At 70.6% G+C, this 16,408-nt stretch carries 11 protein-coding genes and 2 tRNA genes; 6 read left to right on the top strand and 7 right to left on the bottom strand.

The annotated features are described in order from the left end of the window. Positions 1 to 260: 260 nt before the first annotated feature. From ACVW19_RS16470 to ACVW19_RS16460, 3 genes are all read right to left on the bottom strand, one after another. Positions 261 to 1,529, bottom strand: a complete 1,269-nt coding sequence (locus tag ACVW19_RS16470; RefSeq protein WP_457460125.1) for a VanZ family protein — start codon at positions 1,527 to 1,529, stop codon at positions 261 to 263. Between the two features lie 472 nt (positions 1,530 to 2,001). Beyond that, a complete protein-coding gene (locus ACVW19_RS16465) occupies positions 2,002 to 2,580 on the bottom strand; it encodes a DinB family protein (RefSeq protein WP_457460124.1) in 579 nt (192 codons plus the stop codon). 235 nt (positions 2,581 to 2,815) lie between these two features. Then, a complete protein-coding gene (locus ACVW19_RS16460; protein WP_457460123.1) occupies positions 2,816 to 3,697 on the bottom strand; it encodes a bifunctional DNA primase/polymerase in 882 nt (293 codons plus the stop codon). A 359-nt stretch (positions 3,698 to 4,056) separates the two neighbouring features. Between ACVW19_RS16460 and ACVW19_RS16455 the strand changes: the two genes are divergently transcribed. The 3 genes from ACVW19_RS16455 (at position 4,057) to ACVW19_RS16445 (ending at position 6,984) form a co-directional block, all read left to right on the top strand. Next, positions 4,057 to 4,380, top strand: a complete 324-nt coding sequence (locus ACVW19_RS16455) for a hypothetical protein (protein WP_457460122.1) — start codon at positions 4,057 to 4,059, stop codon at positions 4,378 to 4,380. 266 nt (positions 4,381 to 4,646) lie between these two features. Next, the gene (locus tag ACVW19_RS16450; protein ID WP_457460121.1) at positions 4,647 to 5,207 is read left to right on the top strand and encodes a SigE family RNA polymerase sigma factor; all 561 of its coding nucleotides are present in this window, start codon (positions 4,647 to 4,649) and stop codon (positions 5,205 to 5,207) included. A 124-nt stretch (positions 5,208 to 5,331) separates the two neighbouring features. Further along, entirely contained in the window at positions 5,332 to 6,984 is a 1,653-nt protein-coding gene (locus tag ACVW19_RS16445) for a long-chain fatty acid--CoA ligase (protein WP_457460120.1), read from the top strand. A gap of 99 nt (positions 6,985 to 7,083) precedes the next feature. Here the strand turns inward: ACVW19_RS16445 and ACVW19_RS16440 are convergent, their stop codons facing one another. Beyond that, the gene (locus ACVW19_RS16440) at positions 7,084 to 11,694 is read right to left on the bottom strand and encodes a PAS domain-containing protein (RefSeq protein WP_457460119.1); all 4,611 of its coding nucleotides are present in this window, start codon (positions 11,692 to 11,694) and stop codon (positions 7,084 to 7,086) included. Positions 11,695 to 12,102: 408 nt separating this feature from the next. Between ACVW19_RS16440 and ACVW19_RS16435 the strand changes: the two genes are divergently transcribed. Further along, a tRNA-Ser gene (locus ACVW19_RS16435) sits at positions 12,103 to 12,193 on the top strand. A gap of 202 nt (positions 12,194 to 12,395) precedes the next feature. Then, a tRNA-Arg gene (locus ACVW19_RS16430) sits at positions 12,396 to 12,468 on the top strand. 199 nt (positions 12,469 to 12,667) lie between these two features. On the opposite strand, the gene ACVW19_RS16425 is transcribed toward ACVW19_RS16430, so the two are convergent. The 3 genes from ACVW19_RS16425 to ACVW19_RS16415 form a co-directional block, all read right to left on the bottom strand. Further along, a complete protein-coding gene (locus ACVW19_RS16425) occupies positions 12,668 to 14,065 on the bottom strand; it encodes an FAD-binding oxidoreductase (RefSeq protein WP_457460118.1) in 1,398 nt (465 codons plus the stop codon). A gap of 233 nt (positions 14,066 to 14,298) precedes the next feature. After that, positions 14,299 to 14,841, bottom strand: a complete 543-nt coding sequence (locus ACVW19_RS16420; protein WP_457460117.1) for a potassium channel family protein — start codon at positions 14,839 to 14,841, stop codon at positions 14,299 to 14,301. 48 nt (positions 14,842 to 14,889) lie between these two features. Further along, a complete protein-coding gene (locus tag ACVW19_RS16415; protein ID WP_457460116.1) occupies positions 14,890 to 15,321 on the bottom strand; it encodes a DUF7144 family membrane protein in 432 nt (143 codons plus the stop codon). 147 nt (positions 15,322 to 15,468) lie between these two features. Here ACVW19_RS16415 and ACVW19_RS16410 point away from each other — a divergent pair, with 147 nt between their 5' ends. Then, positions 15,469 to 16,374 (top strand): DUF2797 domain-containing protein, encoded by a 906-nt coding sequence (locus ACVW19_RS16410; protein WP_457460115.1) that lies wholly within the window; start codon positions 15,469 to 15,471, stop codon positions 16,372 to 16,374. Positions 16,375 to 16,408: the final 34 nt, after the last annotated feature.

Here is a 16,408-nt window from a genome sequence, read left to right as displayed (position 1 = left end):
GGAGCGATCGCCCCGCATGATCGTCGAGAGATCTTGAAAACCGTAGTGACGTGAGAACGTCACCGGGGGTTCGAATCCCACCGCCTCCGCAGGTCAGAGACGTGCCGGTCAGATGGGGTGTCCCTCAGTGAGGGGCACCCCAACTACACGGAAGGTGTCTCACCTTGATCCGGCGCTGCCGCGGTGTGGATCAGTGTGCGTGGACCAGGCGTGGACCGCCAGCGGTCCAGAAGCGGACCTGTTGGGTCCTGTCAGTCCTGTCACTGAACCGGCTTGCCTGACACTGCGTCAAGGTAGATGGCCGTGCCCTGAGCCTCTTTCTCGCCGTCACGAACCATGTTGACGACCCAGACAGGCCGCCACTCGTCATAGACCTCTTGGGCGATGAGGAACACGGGACTGCCTGCCTTGAGACGAGTCAGTTCTTCCGCATGCTTCTCTGCGGCGGCCCGGTCAAGCTTTGCCTCCGGAAGCTTCGGATCCTCTACGAGTCGAGCGTTCACTCCCATGATCCGACCCGACGAGGTGACTGTGACGTCGAGACGCATGGGCATCATGATGTCGTCTGTATAACGCCGGTAGCTGAGGACGTATGGGGCTTTTCCCTTGGCGAGGGGATCAAAGGTCGACCTGCTGCCCTTGATTTCTTCTGGGTACCACTTGTCGGCGAACTCCTCAGCGGCCTGCTTCGCTTGGTCCGGGGTCAGGGTTCCTCCGTCATCCTGGTTGTCCACGGACAATGCGCTTTGAATTTTTCGATCGGGCCACAGGAGGGAAAGGTTGCCCTTGTCGGTTGTGACGTCGACCTTCCCGGGGAAGCCGGGAATTGGCTCTCTTTGCTGTACCTGGATCACCTTGGTTTGTTCACCGTAAACCTGATTCGCAACGCTTCGAGCCCACTTTTCCTGTTCGCTCGTGGCCCCGACAGCTTCGGCACCGCCATGGACGGGTGTGATCCCGAACATGAAGACAGTGGAAATTACTGCTCCACCTATTCCGAACAGGCGTGCGCTGTTCCAGGCGTCACGTCGAGTGAACAGGGGGCGATGCCGCCTGAGCGACGACCAACCCAGGCCGCACAGCACACCAGCAAATGCGCCCAGAGCGTTTGCCGACAGGTCGGAATAGCTGCACGATCGACCGAGCGGAAGGAGCGCCTGGAGCATCTCGACGCTTCCCGTCAGGAGCACACCGCCCGTCAGTACGGCGATCGGCCGGCGGAAGGAGCACACCCCGAAGAAGCAAACTGGGACAAACAGCAGCACGTTCAGTTGTCCTGGGGTGGTGGACAGAACGCCTCTCAGGGAGGGGCCGATGTAACAGGCGATTTCGTTACCCGCATCACCCATCCCGCCTGGAAGGAGCGTCACGGCCAGGACCCCCAGCAGTGACACCGAGAACAAGGTGGTTGCCGTCACTGGACATTTCTTGGCCCGCGCCAACAGCACCACGGGTAGGGCAACGATTACCGACGCCACCACAAAGACCGGGATGAGGTCAGCCACGGCCCGGATCGATGCTTCAATCATGATGTACTACCCTCACCTGCGGGCGAAATAAAAATAAGCCGGGGCATCTTAGGTGCCCCGGCTTTTTATACGTGCATCAGCACGGGTCCAGCGAAGGAGTCCAGAAGTAGCCCTGCCCCGCAACATCGATACCTCCGGTGGAACGGCATGAGCTGAGGAAGGGGTTTCCGCCGAAGCTATGGGACTTCGTCTGCCCGGACGACAGGGAGTAGAGCGGGGACATGATGCATGACGACGACACCGGCTTCCGCTGCGTGGCGACGCCAGAGCAGATGGCTCCCCGTAAGAAGTGACGCCATGGGCCATGTGTGGGCCGGGCAACCCCTTTCCGGCTCTGGAGCCCGCCGTTACCAGGGGTTTCGTACTGTTCCCTTGAGGCTCTTGAAAACCGTCGTGGCAGCGATGTCGCCGTGGGTTCAAATCCTACCTCCTCCGCACGCTGAGCAGTGAGAACAGCCGGGCAGGCCGGGGGTCATGACGCCGCTCGCAGGAGGCGGAGTTGGCCGATTTCCGTGGCGTTCTTCAGGAGTTCGGTGTTCACCCAGGCGGCCATGTGGGCCACGGTGTACGCCGGGTCGGACGGCCAGGGGAACGGTGCCGTGGCGTCCAGGTCGGCGTCGGTGAGGCCGTCCAGCGTCGCGAGCCATTCCGTTCGCAGGTCGCGCAGCCACTGGACGGTCGCCGGTCCCTCTCCGGGCCAGGTGATCTCGGTCCGCTCCCGGGGCCGACGCCCGTGCGCATGGTCCAGGGTCACGCTCCACCACCAGCCGATGTGCCAGCTGACCCAGGCGATGGTCGGGACGGGCACGGGGTCGGGCTCGGTCTCCGCCCAGTCGGGGGTCCAGGTGCCGTCGGCGGCACGGTGCATCGTCCAGCAGTGGGCGGTGGGCTCCCACAGGAAGTCGTCCGGCTCCAGCCGCTCCAGGTGGTACGCGAACAGGGACCAGGTCAGTTCGAACTGCCAGCGCAGGAGTTCTGTTCGGGAGAGGGGGGTGGGGGCAGTGGGGGTTGCGGGGGGCGTGGAGGCCGGGTCGGGGGTCGGGGCGCTCATTCGGGGTTTTCCAGGTGTGTGCGGGGCGTACGGTCGGATCTCCTCGTCCTCGACCGGTTGCTCCCGGGGTGCGTCCCGCGGTGCGGGGTTCGCGCTGCGGCGGCGACTGCGCGGCCGGAAGCGGAGGCGGCGCGGGCGAGTGACATGGTCGGCACTCTAGGGCGGTGGTGTGTCCGGGGCCTTCGGTTTTCGTGGGGCGAGGGGAGGAGGCGACCGGTGGATCCCGGGTTGTGGGTCAGGGATGGTGGCCCGTCATGCGGGCCGCCGAGGCGATGGTCGCGCGGGCCTCGCGTTCGGACAGGCCCGTGGTGAGGGCCGCGTCGACCAAGGGGTTCACCAGGGCGGGGCCGATGCCGTCCTCGTAGGCGCGGCAGGCCGCCCAGAACAGGCGGGTGTTGCGCTGGCCCTCGTGTGCCGCGAGGACGAACTGGACGAGTCCCCGACCGTGACCGCCGGTCGACGGGGGTGTGGGGTGGTGGGCGCGGGGCGGTGGCAGGAGGAGCCGCAGGAGGGCGGGCGGGCAGGCGGCGGGGGATAAGCGGGCGGTTCCCGGGGCGGTCGTGTAGGTGCCGTGGTCCGTGCGGGAGCCGGGGCCGACGAGATAGCCCCCGGCGCCGCGGATGTCGATGCCGGGGGCGAGCCGGCTCGCGGAGTTGGGGACGGCGACGTCCGGCGGGCCGCTGAGCCACAGGTGACGGCCGCCGCTGGGGGTCAGGACGGTCACCGTGGCGGGGATCGTGAACAGGTGACGCAGGGCCAGTTCGCGCAGGGCGGCGGAGGAGTCCGTACCGGTCTTCGTGTCGAGGTCGACACCGATGAGGTGGTGCGGGGGCAGTCCGCAGGCGATGCCGTAGCCGGTGGCCCCGGGCGCTGCGGCGAAGAGTAAGCGGATGCGGGCGGGGTCGGTGGAGGCGTCGTGGAAACCGTGCCCGAAGCGGCCGCACTCGCCGTGGCAGGGAGTGGTTCGGCCGGGACGGCGGCCGGGTTCGTCGCGGTGCGGGGAGCGCAGGGCGGGGAGTTTGGTCCGGGACAGCGGGATGACGGCCAGTCCGCGTTCGGCGGCTGACAGGGCGTGTGCGAGGGCCAGCGTGGTGGCCTGCCGGTCGGTGGTGGCCATGGATCCATTTTCGTACGCGCGTTCGAGGAGGGGAAGAGGGCTGGGTGTGACGCGCCGGGGTTCGCGCAGTTTGCGGAAAAAGTGCCGAAACGCTTCCCCTCTTGCGGGGGTTGGCGAGCAGAGGGCCGTGTCGGGCGGAGAGGTGGCTCAGGGGGGAAGGGGGAGGTTTATCGACTTGTGCTCACACTTGCGTGCTAATGACGGCTTCCGAGGTGGTTCACCGGGATCCGGTGGGCAATCCTGATCTCGCGACGTCGTGCACAGTGCCGGGGTGGTCGGCCAACTCCCCTGGTGGCAGCCGTACATCACGCACACACGCTCATGCGCCGGTGCGTCCTTGGTTCTGGAGGGAACACAACATGGCAAGCATCCGTACCGCCCGAGTCATCGCCGCCGTCTCCGCTCTTCCGCTCGCGGCGGCCCTCTTCGCCGGCGTCGCGATGGCGGACACCGGCGCTCTCGCGGACGACGGATCGAACGCCACGGCCACAAGCGCCGAGGCGGGAGTGCTCGGCAGCGGCGTCGGCGGCGACAACTACGGCAACGCGGCCACCACGCAACAGCAGGCCGTCGGTTCCGGTGCCTCGAACCAGAGCAACACCGCCCAGGTCAACGGCTCCGCGCTCACGTCCGTCGTCCAGGGCAACGACAACGTGGTGGTCAACTTCACCCCGCTGTGGTGATGAGGTGAGAGGGCCGACGGCCCTCTGACGCCGTGTGGGGTGCGGTCCGTGGGGTGCGAGGCGTCTGCTCGGCGGTACTCCGGTACCGTCGCGCAGGCGTTTTCGGGTTTCCGCGGTGCTTCCCCCAAGGGGGAACCCGCACGGAGCCTCCCCCGCTCGTCCACCTTCAGGAGGTGCGGCAGGCCCCACCCCTACAACCTGAGGGGGACGCGGCTTCGGGACCTGCGGCCGATTTGCCGAACGTGCCCCGCTCATAGCGTTGAGTCATGACCAGACCCGTCTGCACCAGCGCTTCGAACGCCGCTGCTCCGGCGACGCAGACCCTCCCGTACCCGTCGTTCTCGTCGTACATGAGGGCCCGGCATCCGGTGCTCCTGCGTACCGCCCGGTCCTTGACCGGGAACCCGAGCGACGCGGAGGACCTGCTGCAGACCGCGCTCGCCAAGACGTACGTCGCCTGGGAGCGTATCGAGGACCATCGTGCGCTCGACGGCTATGTGCGCCGGGCGCTGCTGAACACGCGGACGTCGCAGTGGCGCAAGCGCAAGGTGGACGAGTTCGCCTGCGACGAGTTGCCCGAGCCGGACCCGGTCCCCGGTGGCGACGACCCGGCCGAGCAGCAGGCGCTGCGCGACGCGATGTGGCGGGCGATCATGCGGCTGCCCGCGCGACAGCGTGCCATGGTCGTCCTGCGGTACTACGAGGACCTCAGCGAGGCCCAGACGGCCGAGGTGCTCGGCGTATCGGTGGGCACGGTGAAGTCGGCCGTTTCGCGGGCGCTCGGGAAGTTGCGGGACGACGTCGAGCTGGGGCTTGTCCGGTCCTGACCGAGAGCGAAGTTCCGCGGAACGTGATCGATCATCCGTTCACCTAGTGACATACCGAGCGGTATGTGCGCAGAATCAGCACAACCGTTACCGCCGCGTAGGCAATGTCGCCCAGGAGGACGCCGTGCTCAGCACCATGCAGGACGTACCGCTGCTGATCTCAAGGATCCTGACCCACGGGTCGACGATCCACGGCACGTCACAGGTGACCACCTGGACCGGCGAGGGCGACCCGCACCGCCGTTCCTACGCGGAGATCGGCGCCCGCTCGGCCCAGCTGGCCCACGCCCTGCGCGAAGACCTCGGGGTGACCGGCGACGACCGGGTGGCCACGCTCATGTGGAACAACGCCGAGCATGTGGAGGCGTACTTCGCCATCCCCTGCATGGGCGCGGTGCTCCACACCCTGAACCTCCGCCTTCCGGCCGAGCAGCTCGCGTGGATCGTCAACCACGCCGCAGACCGGGTGATCATCGTCAACGGTTCGCTGATCCCGCTGCTCGCTCCGCTGCTGCCGCACCTGAAGACCGTTCAACATGTCGTCGTGACCGGGCCCGGAGACCGTTCCGCGCTGGCGGACGCCGACGCCCAGGTGCACGAGTACGAGGACCTGCTCGCCGGAAAGCCCATCGCCTACGACTGGCCGGAGCTGGACGAACGCGCCGCCGCCGCCATGTGCTACACATCGGGCACCACCGGGGACCCCAAGGGCGTGGTCTACAGCCACCGTTCGATCTACCTGCACTCGATGCAGGTCAACATGGCCCAGTCGATGGGCCTGACCGACCGGGACACCTCCCTGGTCGTGGTCCCCCAGTTCCACGTCAACGCCTGGGGCCTGCCGCACGCCACCTTCATGACCGGCGTCAACATGCTGATGCCGGACCGCTTCCTGCAGCCCGCCCCGCTCGCCGAGATGATCGAGGGGGAGCGGCCGACGCACGCCGCCGCCGTCCCCACCATCTGGCAGGGCCTGCTGGCCGAGCTGCTGGCCAAGCCCCGGGACGTCTCCTCCCTCACCCAGGTCACCATCGGCGGCTCGGCCTGTCCGCCTTCGCTGATGAAGGCCTTCGACGAGCTGGGCATGCGGGTCTGCCACGCCTGGGGCATGACGGAGACCTCCCCGCTCGGCACCATCGCCCGCCCGCCGGCCGAGGCCGTGGGCACCGAGGCGGAGTTCGGCTACCGCCTGACCCAGGGCCGTTTCCCGACCGGTGTCGAGGCCCGGCTCACCGGCCCCGGCGGCGAACGGCTCCCCTGGGACGGCGAGTCCGCGGGTGAGCTGGAGGTGCGCGGTCCCTGGATCGCCGGCGCCTACTACAACGGCGTCGACGCCGAACCGCTGCGCCCCGCCGACAAGTTCAGCGAGGACGGCTGGCTGAAGACGGGGGACGTCGGCATCATCAGCCGCGACGGCTTCCTCACCCTGACCGACCGGGCCAAGGACGTCATCAAGTCCGGCGGCGAGTGGATCTCCTCCGTCGAGCTGGAGAACGCGCTGATGTCCCACCCCGATGTCGCGGAGGCCGCCGTCGTCGCCGTCCCGGACGACAAGTGGGGGGAGCGCCCGCTGGCCACGGTCGTCCTCAAGGATGGGTCCACCGCCGACTTCACCACCCTGCGCGCCTTCCTCGCCGACGGGGGCGTCGCCAAGTGGCAGCTGCCCGAGCGCTGGACGGTGATCGAGTCGGTGCCGAAGACGAGCGTCGGCAAGTTCGACAAGAAGGTGCTGCGCAGGCAGTACGCCGAGGGCACGCTGGACGTCACCCGACTCTGACGCTCAACGCCCCTGCCCTCTGACGCCGTTACGCACCACAGCCGCGCCGGGTGGGGACGGACGAACCTCGGTCCGTTCCCACCCGGCGTATGCCGTCGCTCAGTTGGTGCCGATACGGGCGAGCAGGTCGACGATCCTGTCCTGCACCTCGTCGCTCGTGGACCGCTCCGCGAGGAACAGCACCGTCTCGCCGGAGGCCAGCCGCGGCAGGTCGGCCTGTCCGACGGCGGCGGTGTAGACGACGAGCGGGGTGCGGTTGAGCTGCCCGTTCGCCCGCAGCCAGTCGATGATCCCGGCGGCCCCGGCCTGCTGCCGACGCACCTGCATCAGGTCCATCACCACCAGGTTCGGCCGGAACTGCCCCGCCAGCGTCACCGCGTCCGCATCGCCCGCGGCCCGCGCGACCTGCATACCGCGCCGCTCCAGCGTCGCGGTCAGCGCCAGCGCGATCTCCGCGTGCTCCTCGATCAGCAGCACCCGCGGCGGATGCTGCTCGCTGTCACGCGGCGCGAGGGCCTTCAGCAGTACGGCGGGGTCGGCGCCGTAGGCGGCATCGCGCGACGCCTGCCCCAGCCCGGCCGTGACGAGCACCGGAACCTCGGCGGCCACCGCCGCCTTCCGCAGCGACTGGAGCGCCGTCCGGGTGATCGGCCCGGTCAGCGGGTCCACGAACAGCGCGGCGGGGAACGCCGCGATCTGGGCGTCGACCTCCTCGCGCGAGTGCACGATCACCGGCCGGTAGCCGCGGTCGCTCAGCGCCTGCTGCGTGGCGACGTCCGGTGCGGGCCACACCAGCAGCCGACGCGGGTTGTCCAACGGCTCCGGCGGCAGTTCGTCGTCCATCGGCTGCGGACGCGGGGGGTCCGCCACCTCGACGGCCCCGCCCGGACCGTCCAGCGGTTCGGGGCCCTCGGCCGCGTCCGCGTCCGGCGCCCCTATCGCGTACGAGCGTCCCGTGCCCTCGGTCGTCGGCGCGAGCCGCGACTGCCCGGCGAGCGAGTGCTGCGGCTGAGGCTGCGACAGTGACGGGGACGGCGGGGGCGACGGGGGCTGCGGCTGGGGCTGCTGGGGCTGCTGGGGCTGCGCCTGTGCCGGTGTCTGTGCGCGCGCGGGCGCCTGGGGCGCTGCCTGCGCCTGCCGCTGGGCGGGGGCGAAGTCGGCCGTCGCCTGCGGGCGGGCGCCCTGTTCGTGGTCCGCGGCCGGGTCGGTACGCGTGCCGAGCTTGCGGCGACGGCCCGAGCCACCCGGCTGATGCGGGGGAGGCGTGGCCGCCGGCAGCGGCTGCTGGACCTGGACGGCCTGCCGGGTGAACGGCACGCCCTGCCCCAGAGTGCGCACGCTGAACGCACGCCCCTGCGTCGAGTTCGGGTCCACCGGTGCCGTCGGTGCCGGCGCCGGCGCCTCTACCGGCAGCGGCTGAGGCAACGGCTGAGCAGCCCGCTGCACGGGCGCGGCCTCGGGAGGCAGCGGGGTGCCCGGTGCCGCCGCACCGCTCGGCGGCACGGGAGCACCCTGCGGCGGTACGGGGGCACCGGCGGCGGGCCACGGAGGCTGCGCGGCCGGGGCGCCGTCGGGCGGAGTTCCCTGACCCGGCGCGGCCTCGGCGGGCAGCGGCTGGGCGACGGAAGCGGGCTGCTCCACGGCCGGAGCGGCGGGCTGTGCCGGGGCGGCGGGCTGTACCGGGATCGGCGCGGCGGGCTGGGGCATCGGCTGACCGCCGGAAGCCACCGGCGGCTGATCGAGGGGTGCCGGCGCCGGTGGCTGTACCGCCTGTGCCGGTGCCAATGCCGGCGGCTGGACCTGAGGCATCTGCCCGGGGACGGCGGTGCCCGGGCCCTGCACAGGCCCGCCCTGCGGCGGAACGGCCGACGGAAGGGCCGCACCCTGCGGCGGAACGGGCATGCCCTGCGGGGGAATCGGGGCACCCTGCGCGGGCGCCACCGGTTGAGCCGGCACCGGTGCCGGTGCCGGTGCCTGCGCCTGGGCCGGCACCGGCGCAGGGCCCGCGCCCTGCTCGGCCGGCTGGGCGACGGCGCGGCGGCGTCGGCCCGTCGGGGCGCTGGTGGGATGCGGCTGCGGCGGGGTGTGATCGTCGGACTGGTCCTGCGGGACGGCGTCATGGCGCCCGTCGAGCAGGGCGTCACCGGAAGCGGCCGGTCCGGGAAGTGGCACCGACACCGGGCCCTCCTGCGGGCCCTCGACCACCCCGGCTTGCTCCCCCTGGTCCGCCTGGTCTGCTTCGGCGGGCGGCAACGCGAACACCGTGCGGGGCGCGGCCTCCTGCGCCGCCGCCCGCTCGGTGGCCGCCGCCAGAGCCCGCCGACGCCGCCCGGTCGACTGAGGCTGCTCTTCCTGCCCCTGCGCCTGGCCCCGGCCCTGAGCGGCCTGCGCCGTTCCGTCCGCACTGCCCGCAGCGGGCAACGCGGGCGGCAGGGCGTGCTGCTCACCGGAGGCCTGCCCGGCGCGCAACCCTCCGGAGGGGACGGGTACTCCCTGCGGCGGTACGGTCCCGCCCAGCCCCGTGTTCGAGGCGGCGGACCCCGCCGCGGACTCGGCGGCCGTGACGACGGCCCCACCGACCGCACCGACCACACTCGCATCCGGTACGGCGACAGCGGCCTCCGCGCCCTCGGCCGGTCGCCCACGACGCCGTCCGGTCCCGCCGGACACCACCACCGCGCCCTCGCCGGACGCCTGAGCCGGAAGCTGCGCGGGCTCCGCCGCGGCCGCCGCCCGGCGCCTGCGCCGACCGGTGGGGGGCGCAGCGGCTTCCGTACCGGAACCGGAACCGTCCTCGGCCCCCGGCACCCCGCTCTCCAGGAACGCGTCCACCGAGGCCCGCCGGGCCCTCCGCCGCCCGCCACCGGAACCCCGCTGACCGCCCGCGGCCGAACCGGCCTCCTCGGCCGAGGCCTCCGCCGACGCCGATCCCGGCCCCGATCCCTGCGAAGGCACCGACACCGACACCGGCACCGGCGCTTCCTCCGGAACCTCCGCAGGTCCCCCGGAAGTCAGCGCGAGCTGCGCCTGACCTGCGGCGACGGCACCGGCTCCGCCCCCGATGGGCACCTCGAGGACGAACGCGCTGCCGCTCATCCCCGGCACCTCGTGCGTCTGCAGCACACCTCCGTGCGCCCGTACGATCCCGCGCACGATCGGCTCGTGCACCGGGTCGCCGCCGCTGTACGGCCCGCGCACCTCGAGGCGTACGACCTCACCGCGCTGTGCCGCCGCGACCACGACCGTGTTGTCCAGGTAACCGCCCGCCGACACGGGGGTGTTGCCGGTGGCGTCGACGCCCGCGACGTCCGCGACGAGATGCGCGAGGGCGGTGGCGAGCAGCCGTGAGTCGACCTCGGCCTCGATGGGCGGCGCGTGCACGGCGAACTGCACCCGGCCCGGCCCGATGAGCTCCACGGCCCCGTCGACACCGGCGGCGACGACGGCGTCGAGCATCACCTTCGTACGGGTGATCCCCTCCGTCCCGGCGTCGAGCCGCTGGTAGCCGAGGACGTTGTCGATGAGGGTGGTGATCCGGGAGTAGCCGGCCGACAGATGGTGGAGCACCTGGTTGGCCTCGGGCCACAGCTGGCCGGCGTCGTCCGAGGCGAGCGCGGTCAGTTCGCGGCGCAGTTCCTCCAGCGGACTCCTGAGCGACTGCCCGAGCAGGGTGAGGAGCTGTTCGTGCCGGCCGGAGAGGGCCTCGTAGCGGTCCTTCTCCCGCTCGCCGAGCGCGGCGTACCGCTCCTCGTTCGCGGCGAGTTCCTCGGTGTGCGCCTCGCGCAGCTCCTCCAGCTCGCCGACGTGCTTCTGGCGCAGGGCGGTGAGCTCGGAGGCGTGTTCCTCGGCGAGCCGCTCCAGCTCCTCGGCGTGCTGCCGCTCGGCCTCCTCCTTCTCCTTGACGACCGCGTCGTAGGGCCGCCGGTCGGTGAAGGTCATGACGGCGCCGACGAGCTGGTCGCCGTCGCGCACCGGCGCGGTCGTCAGGTCGACCGGCACCTTGTCGCCGCTCTTGGAGTACAGCACCTGCCCGCGCACCCGGTGCTTGCGCCCGGAGCGCAGGGTGTCCGCGAGCGGGGACTCGCCGTACGGGAAGGGCGAGCCGTCGGCGCGCGAGTGGAGGACGAGGGTGTGCAGCTCGCGCCCGCCGAGGTCACTGGCCCGGTGCCCCAGTATCTGGGCGGCGGCCGGGTTGACCAGGACGATCCGTCCGTCGGTGTCCGTCCCGACGACGCCTTCCGAGGCGGCCCGCAGGATCATCTCGGTCTGTCGCTGCGAACGCGCCAGCTCGGCCTCGGTGTCGACCGTGCCGGACAGATCGCGTACGACGAGCATCAGCAGTTCGTCGCCGGTGTAGCCGTAATTGTCGTAGGCCTGTTGGCCGGTCTCCAGATTCGCACTGGTGACCTCGACCGGGAACTCGGTCCCGTCGGTCCGCCGGGCGACCATGCGCGTCGGCTTGGTACGGGCCCGCGGGTCGATGTGGTCCGGCCGGCGCATGGAACCGGGGATGAGCTTGGAGTCGAACTGCGGCAGCAGATCGAGCAGCCCGCGCCCCACCAGCGCCGTGCCCGGCGTCTCGAACGCCTCGAGGGCGATGGTGTTGGCGTTGACGACCGTCCCGTTGGCGTTGACCAGCACCAAGGCGTCGGGAAGCGCGTCCAGTATGGCTGCGAGGCGAGCAGTGCCTCGGGATGGCCTGCTGCTCACGAGACGCTTCCTCCCTGTTCCGCTACGTGCCGACCGCGCGGGCCATCTTGCCAACCGGCCCGCAACGTGTCACCCGAGGGAGTCTAAGGGTTGGGATTGCGCTCGCGATGCCGGATGAGACCGAGGTCGCACGTAACGTGACGGGGATGTGGCGCCCGCATCGCCGCGCACCGGCAACGGCCTGCACCGACACCGACCGAACCGTTGCGGGACCTCCACGCCTTTCCCCGGTGTGCCGATCCGGCCCCCACCGCGCCGGCGACGCGCCTGCCACTCGCCGGTCGGAAGAGCTTTGCTCTGTGGCCACCCTGCCTAGTACCGTGGGGGGCGATTGGTGAGGGCACGCGTGACTGTGTCATCATCGGCACGCACCACTTGATCCGCGCTCGCGCGCGGAAGGTGGTGCACGGAGGCGTCGCCTAGTCCGGTCTATGGCGCCGCACTGCTAATGCGGTTTGGGCCTTAAAGCCCATCGAGGGTTCAAATCCCTCCGCCTCCGCACCGATTCGAAGCCCCGGTCCACCCGACCGGGGCTTCGTCGTATCCCCGGCTCCTTCATCCCTGTCGCATCCCTTGTTTTCGCAGGTCACAAGGGGTGAGCCAAACGGATTTCACATGACGGCGGCGGTCATGTAATGTTCTTCCTGTCGCCGCGAGCGAGCCCATCGGGCCCGGGAGCGGCGAGAAAACTGAAGACACGCGCACTCGTAGCTTAACGGATAGAGCATCTGACTACGGATCAGAAGGTTGCAGGTTCGAATCCTGCCGAGTGCACAGTAGATCAAAGGCCCCGGAGAGATCCGGGGCCTTTGGTTTTGCCTTTGACGGCAGTGCTCGGCCGCACCGTGACCGTCTCGGGGGGCGGCTGCCGGCGGACCAGCCCGGTGTGTGCTCCCTCGGTACGGTCGAGGACCCCGAGGGCCACTGACCGGCACCGCGTCCCGGCGCCCGAGTACGGGAGCCGGGGCCCGTCTCATGCGGTGGACGGCGGGATGTTCTGGTTGGAGTGGAAGAAGTTGTCCGGGTCGTAGGCGCGCTTGATCGTGGCCAGCCGGTCGTAGTTGCCGCGATACGTGGACCGGACGCGCTCCGGGCCCTCCGCTTCTCCGAGGAAGTTGACGTACGAGCCGCCCATGGAGTGCGGGTGCAGGTCGGTCCAGTAGTCGACGCACCACTGCCGGATCAGATCGGCGTTGGCCGGATCGGGGTCGATGCCGCCGATGATGCCGGACCACACGGCGTCCCGGTAGGCCCAGGAGGTGTCCTCGGGGCCGACTCGGTGGGCCGCCCCGTCCACGGGATACAGGTGCATCGTCGACAGGCCGGTGGGGATGCCCTGGCCGTACCTCTCGTGCACCGCGACGGCGTCGTCGGATATGCCGTCGAAGAAGTCGCCGCGCCAGTACCACTGCAGCCCCTTGGGCAGCAGCTCGTCGAACATGCTCTGCAGGGCGGGGTAGGGCATGGGGGTGGTGAAATGGAAGGCCGGTGGTGCCGGGTCGTTGACCACGGACAGCGTCTCCTCCAGGCGATCGGCCTCCAGGTCGCCGGTGTAGCACCAGACCACGGCGCACATCTTCTGCCCGTGGATCGGCTCCGGGAAGGGCGGACCGGGCGGGACGACCAGGACCGCGAAGAACCCGCTGAGGTCCTCCGGCGCGGCGGGCAGGAAATCCCGGTACCACCGCAGCACCTCCGCCGCGCGGTCGATCGGCCACACGGTCACCGCGACGCCGACCGTGTGCACCGGGTGCAGCCGGTAGGTGAACGATGTGACCACGCCGAAGTTGCCACCGCCGCCCCGCAGCCCCCAGAACAGGTCCGGGTTCTCCTTCTCGGAGGCGGTGACGACGCTGCCGTCGGCCAGGACGACATCCGCGGCGATCAAGCTGTCGATCGTCAGGCCGTACTTACGCGTCAGGTGGCCGTGCCCGCCGCCCAGTGTGAGACCGCCCACCCCCGTGGTCGACACGATCCCGGCCGGCATGCCGAGGCCGAAGGCGTGTGTCTCGTGGTCCACGTCGCCCAGCAGACTGCCGCCGCCCACCTGCACGGTTTCGGTGTTCGGGTCGACCCGCACCCAGCGCATCGGGGACAGGTCGAGAGTCAGCCCGTCGTCGATCAGGCACAGCCCCGGCCCGCTGTGCCCGCCACCGCGTACCGCGACGTCGACGCCCGTCTCCTGAGCGAAGGCGATGCCGGCCCGCACGTCCGCCGTCCCGACGCACTGGGCGATGACGGCCGGACGCCGGTCGATCATGGCGTTGTAGAGGCTGCGGGTCTCGTCGTACTCCGCGTCCTGCGGCGTGACGACACGTCCCCGCAAGGCCGCGCGCAGGCTGTCGAGAGCAGGTGCGTCGATGCCACTCATGGTCGGACACCCCTTGGGTTCGGAAGGAACGCGGAGCCGGATGGCCGAGGCCGCACGAAGTCGCCGGTTCGGCCGGCGTTCGTCCAGGGGCCCGGGAATCGAATCCGCCGCTGTGCCCAGTGTGATGCCAGTGACTGTGACGCGCGACACGTCAGTGTTCAGTGCTCGGCGCTCGGTGTTCGGCTGTCGGCGCGAGTGTCCGGCCAGTTGATCGGCAATGCCGACGATCGGCGTCAGGGGCTGTCGCGGCGGCTGTTTTCGCGGTGCAGGAACACCGTGCGGAGCTGGCGGCTCAGGGCTGTGGCCGCCGCGGTGAGGAAGATGAAGGTGTAGAGGATCTGGAGTATGGCGACCAGGCGGGCCGTCTGGCCGTGCGGGGTGATGTCGCCGTAGCCGATGGTGGCGAGGGTGACCAGCGTGAAGTAGAGGGCGTCCAGGCGGGTGCTGAGGCCGATGAGTTCGCCGGGGTGTTGGGCCAGGGCCTGGTAGGCCGTCGCGAAGACCAGGATGGCCAGGCACATCAGCAGGGGGATGACCAGTCCGGGCCGGGCGTGCGGATGGTTGAGGAGGACGTGGGCGATCTGCTGGAGCAGCAGGGCGGCTATGAGCGCCAGGGCCATGACGAAGAAGGTCCAGCTCAGGGCGGGGCGCTGTGGGCCCAGGCCGTCGAGGGGGAGCAGGAAGTAGGCGGTGACCATGATGGTCGCGCCGCCTGCCTGGACGAACCAGGGCCACAGGGCGTTCCATGGCGTGAGGGGCTTGCGGCCGCTGTCCATGGGGGTGCCGGAGGTCGGCAGGAGTGCAGGGTTCCGGTGGCCGGTGTTCTAGGTGCGGCTCGATTCGCCGCGTGGTGAGCACAGGGCCCAGATGACGAATCCGTAGACGACCATGAGGGTGATCGACCAGACCGGCGCGTAGGGCAGCCACACGAAGTTGGCGATCATGCCCAGTCCGGCCAGTACGACACCCGTGACGCGGGCCCAGGTCGCCCCGCTGAACAGGGCGAGCCCTGCGGCCAGTGCGAGGGCGCCGAGGATCAGATGGATCCAGCCCCAGCCGGTCAGGCTGAACGCGTAGGTGAAGTTGGGGGTGTTGACGAAGACGTCGTCCTTGGCGATGGCGGAGATTCCCTCGAAGATCGCCATGATCCCGCCGAAGGTCATCAGCACTGCCGCGGCCGCGGTCCAGCCCATCGCCCAGGTGCTCCGCGGTGCCCATTCGGTCCGGTGTTGCGTTCCGCCGACGTTGCTGGCCATGTGTTCGCCCTTTCGGTCGTCCCCGAGCGGTACGGCCCCTTCTCCAGGTTTGCACCGGGCAGGGCGGGCGGCACCTCGGTGGGCGGTGAGCCGCCTGCCCCCGTTCACGCCGGTCGATGTCAGTGGTCGCCTCTACGCTCGTGAGAGATGGCACGGACATGGAAGTGCTCGGGGCTGCGCTGGTCGGTGGACGGTCCCGTGCTGGTGTGGGAGGGCGGTCGGCGTACTGCGCTGACCTGGGGGAAACGGGTGGCCTTCGGGGTCGAGGAAGGGGGCGTGCGGACATGCGTGGGGGCGCGGGGACATGCGTGCCCGCTCGGCGTGGTGGTGCCGGGGCGGAGTACGGGGGCGCGCTGCGAGGAGTGCGCGCGGCTGGACCGGGCGCATTCCGTGGCCGCCGACACCGTCGCGGACGATCCGCGGCCGTACCGCGTATACCTGGCGTGGTTCGGGCCGGGGATGGTCAAGGTCGGGATCACCGCGGTGGAGCGGGGGTCGGCGCGGCTGCTGGAGCAGGGGGCGGTCTGCTTCAGCTGGCTGGGGACCGGGCCGCTGATGGCGGCACGGCGCACCGAGGAGCTGCTGCGTGCCGCGCTCCGCGTGCCCGACCGGATTCCGTACGCCGACAAGCGGGCGGTGCGGGCGGTGCTTTGGGACACGGAGGCGGAGCGGGCGGCGGAGCTAGCGGAGCTGCATGCGCGGGCTCTCGCCCTGACCGGGTGGCCCGAGTCGCTCGACCGTGCGCCCTTCCGTCCCGTCGACCATGTGCGGGTGTTCGGGTCGGCAGGGGTGCCGGCCGCCGCGGGGGAGGTGAGCGAGCTGGTCGCCGGGGGTACGGCGAGCGGGGAGCTGGTGGCCGCCGCCGGGCCGGATCTGCATCTGGCGACGGAGGGTGGCAGCGGGAGCGTCGGCGGGAGCGGGGTCGTGGTGCTGGATACGAGGTTGCTGGCCGGTTGGGGGCTGGTGCCGGGCTCGGGGCGGGGGTTCGACCTGCCGGTGAAGGCGCTGAAGGGGGCCGGTGAGGGGGCGGGGGTGCAGGACGGGCTGTTCTGATCCCGGCCCGGCTTCGTACCGGGCCTGCGGGCTC

Source organism: Streptomyces sp. TE5632 (assembly GCF_054061295.1).
Note: the sequence above shows the minus strand (reverse complement) of the source record. Positions and strands in the feature narration are given on the sequence as shown.

What these genes read in the sequence shown, in the direction of transcription:
- ACVW19_RS16470 (WP_457460125.1), bottom strand. Translation starts at nt 1,529, where the DNA reads ATGATTGAAGCATCGATCCGGGCCGTGGCTGACCTCATCCCGGTCTTT.
- ACVW19_RS16465 (WP_457460124.1), bottom strand. Translation starts at nt 2,580, where the DNA reads ATGAGCGCCCCGACCCCCGACCCGGCCTCCACGCCCCCCGCAACCCCC.
- ACVW19_RS16460 (WP_457460123.1), bottom strand. Translation starts at nt 3,697, where the DNA reads ATGGCCACCACCGACCGGCAGGCCACCACGCTGGCCCTCGCACACGCC.
- ACVW19_RS16455 (WP_457460122.1), top strand. Translation starts at nt 4,057, where the DNA reads ATGGCAAGCATCCGTACCGCCCGAGTCATCGCCGCCGTCTCCGCTCTT.
- ACVW19_RS16450 (WP_457460121.1), top strand. Translation starts at nt 4,647, where the DNA reads ATGACCAGACCCGTCTGCACCAGCGCTTCGAACGCCGCTGCTCCGGCG.
- ACVW19_RS16425 (WP_457460118.1), bottom strand. Translation starts at nt 14,065, where the DNA reads ATGAGTGGCATCGACGCACCTGCTCTCGACAGCCTGCGCGCGGCCTTG.
- ACVW19_RS16420 (WP_457460117.1), bottom strand. Translation starts at nt 14,841, where the DNA reads ATGGACAGCGGCCGCAAGCCCCTCACGCCATGGAACGCCCTGTGGCCC.
- ACVW19_RS16415 (WP_457460116.1), bottom strand. Translation starts at nt 15,321, where the DNA reads ATGGCCAGCAACGTCGGCGGAACGCAACACCGGACCGAATGGGCACCG.
- ACVW19_RS16410 (WP_457460115.1), top strand. Translation starts at nt 15,469, where the DNA reads ATGGCACGGACATGGAAGTGCTCGGGGCTGCGCTGGTCGGTGGACGGT.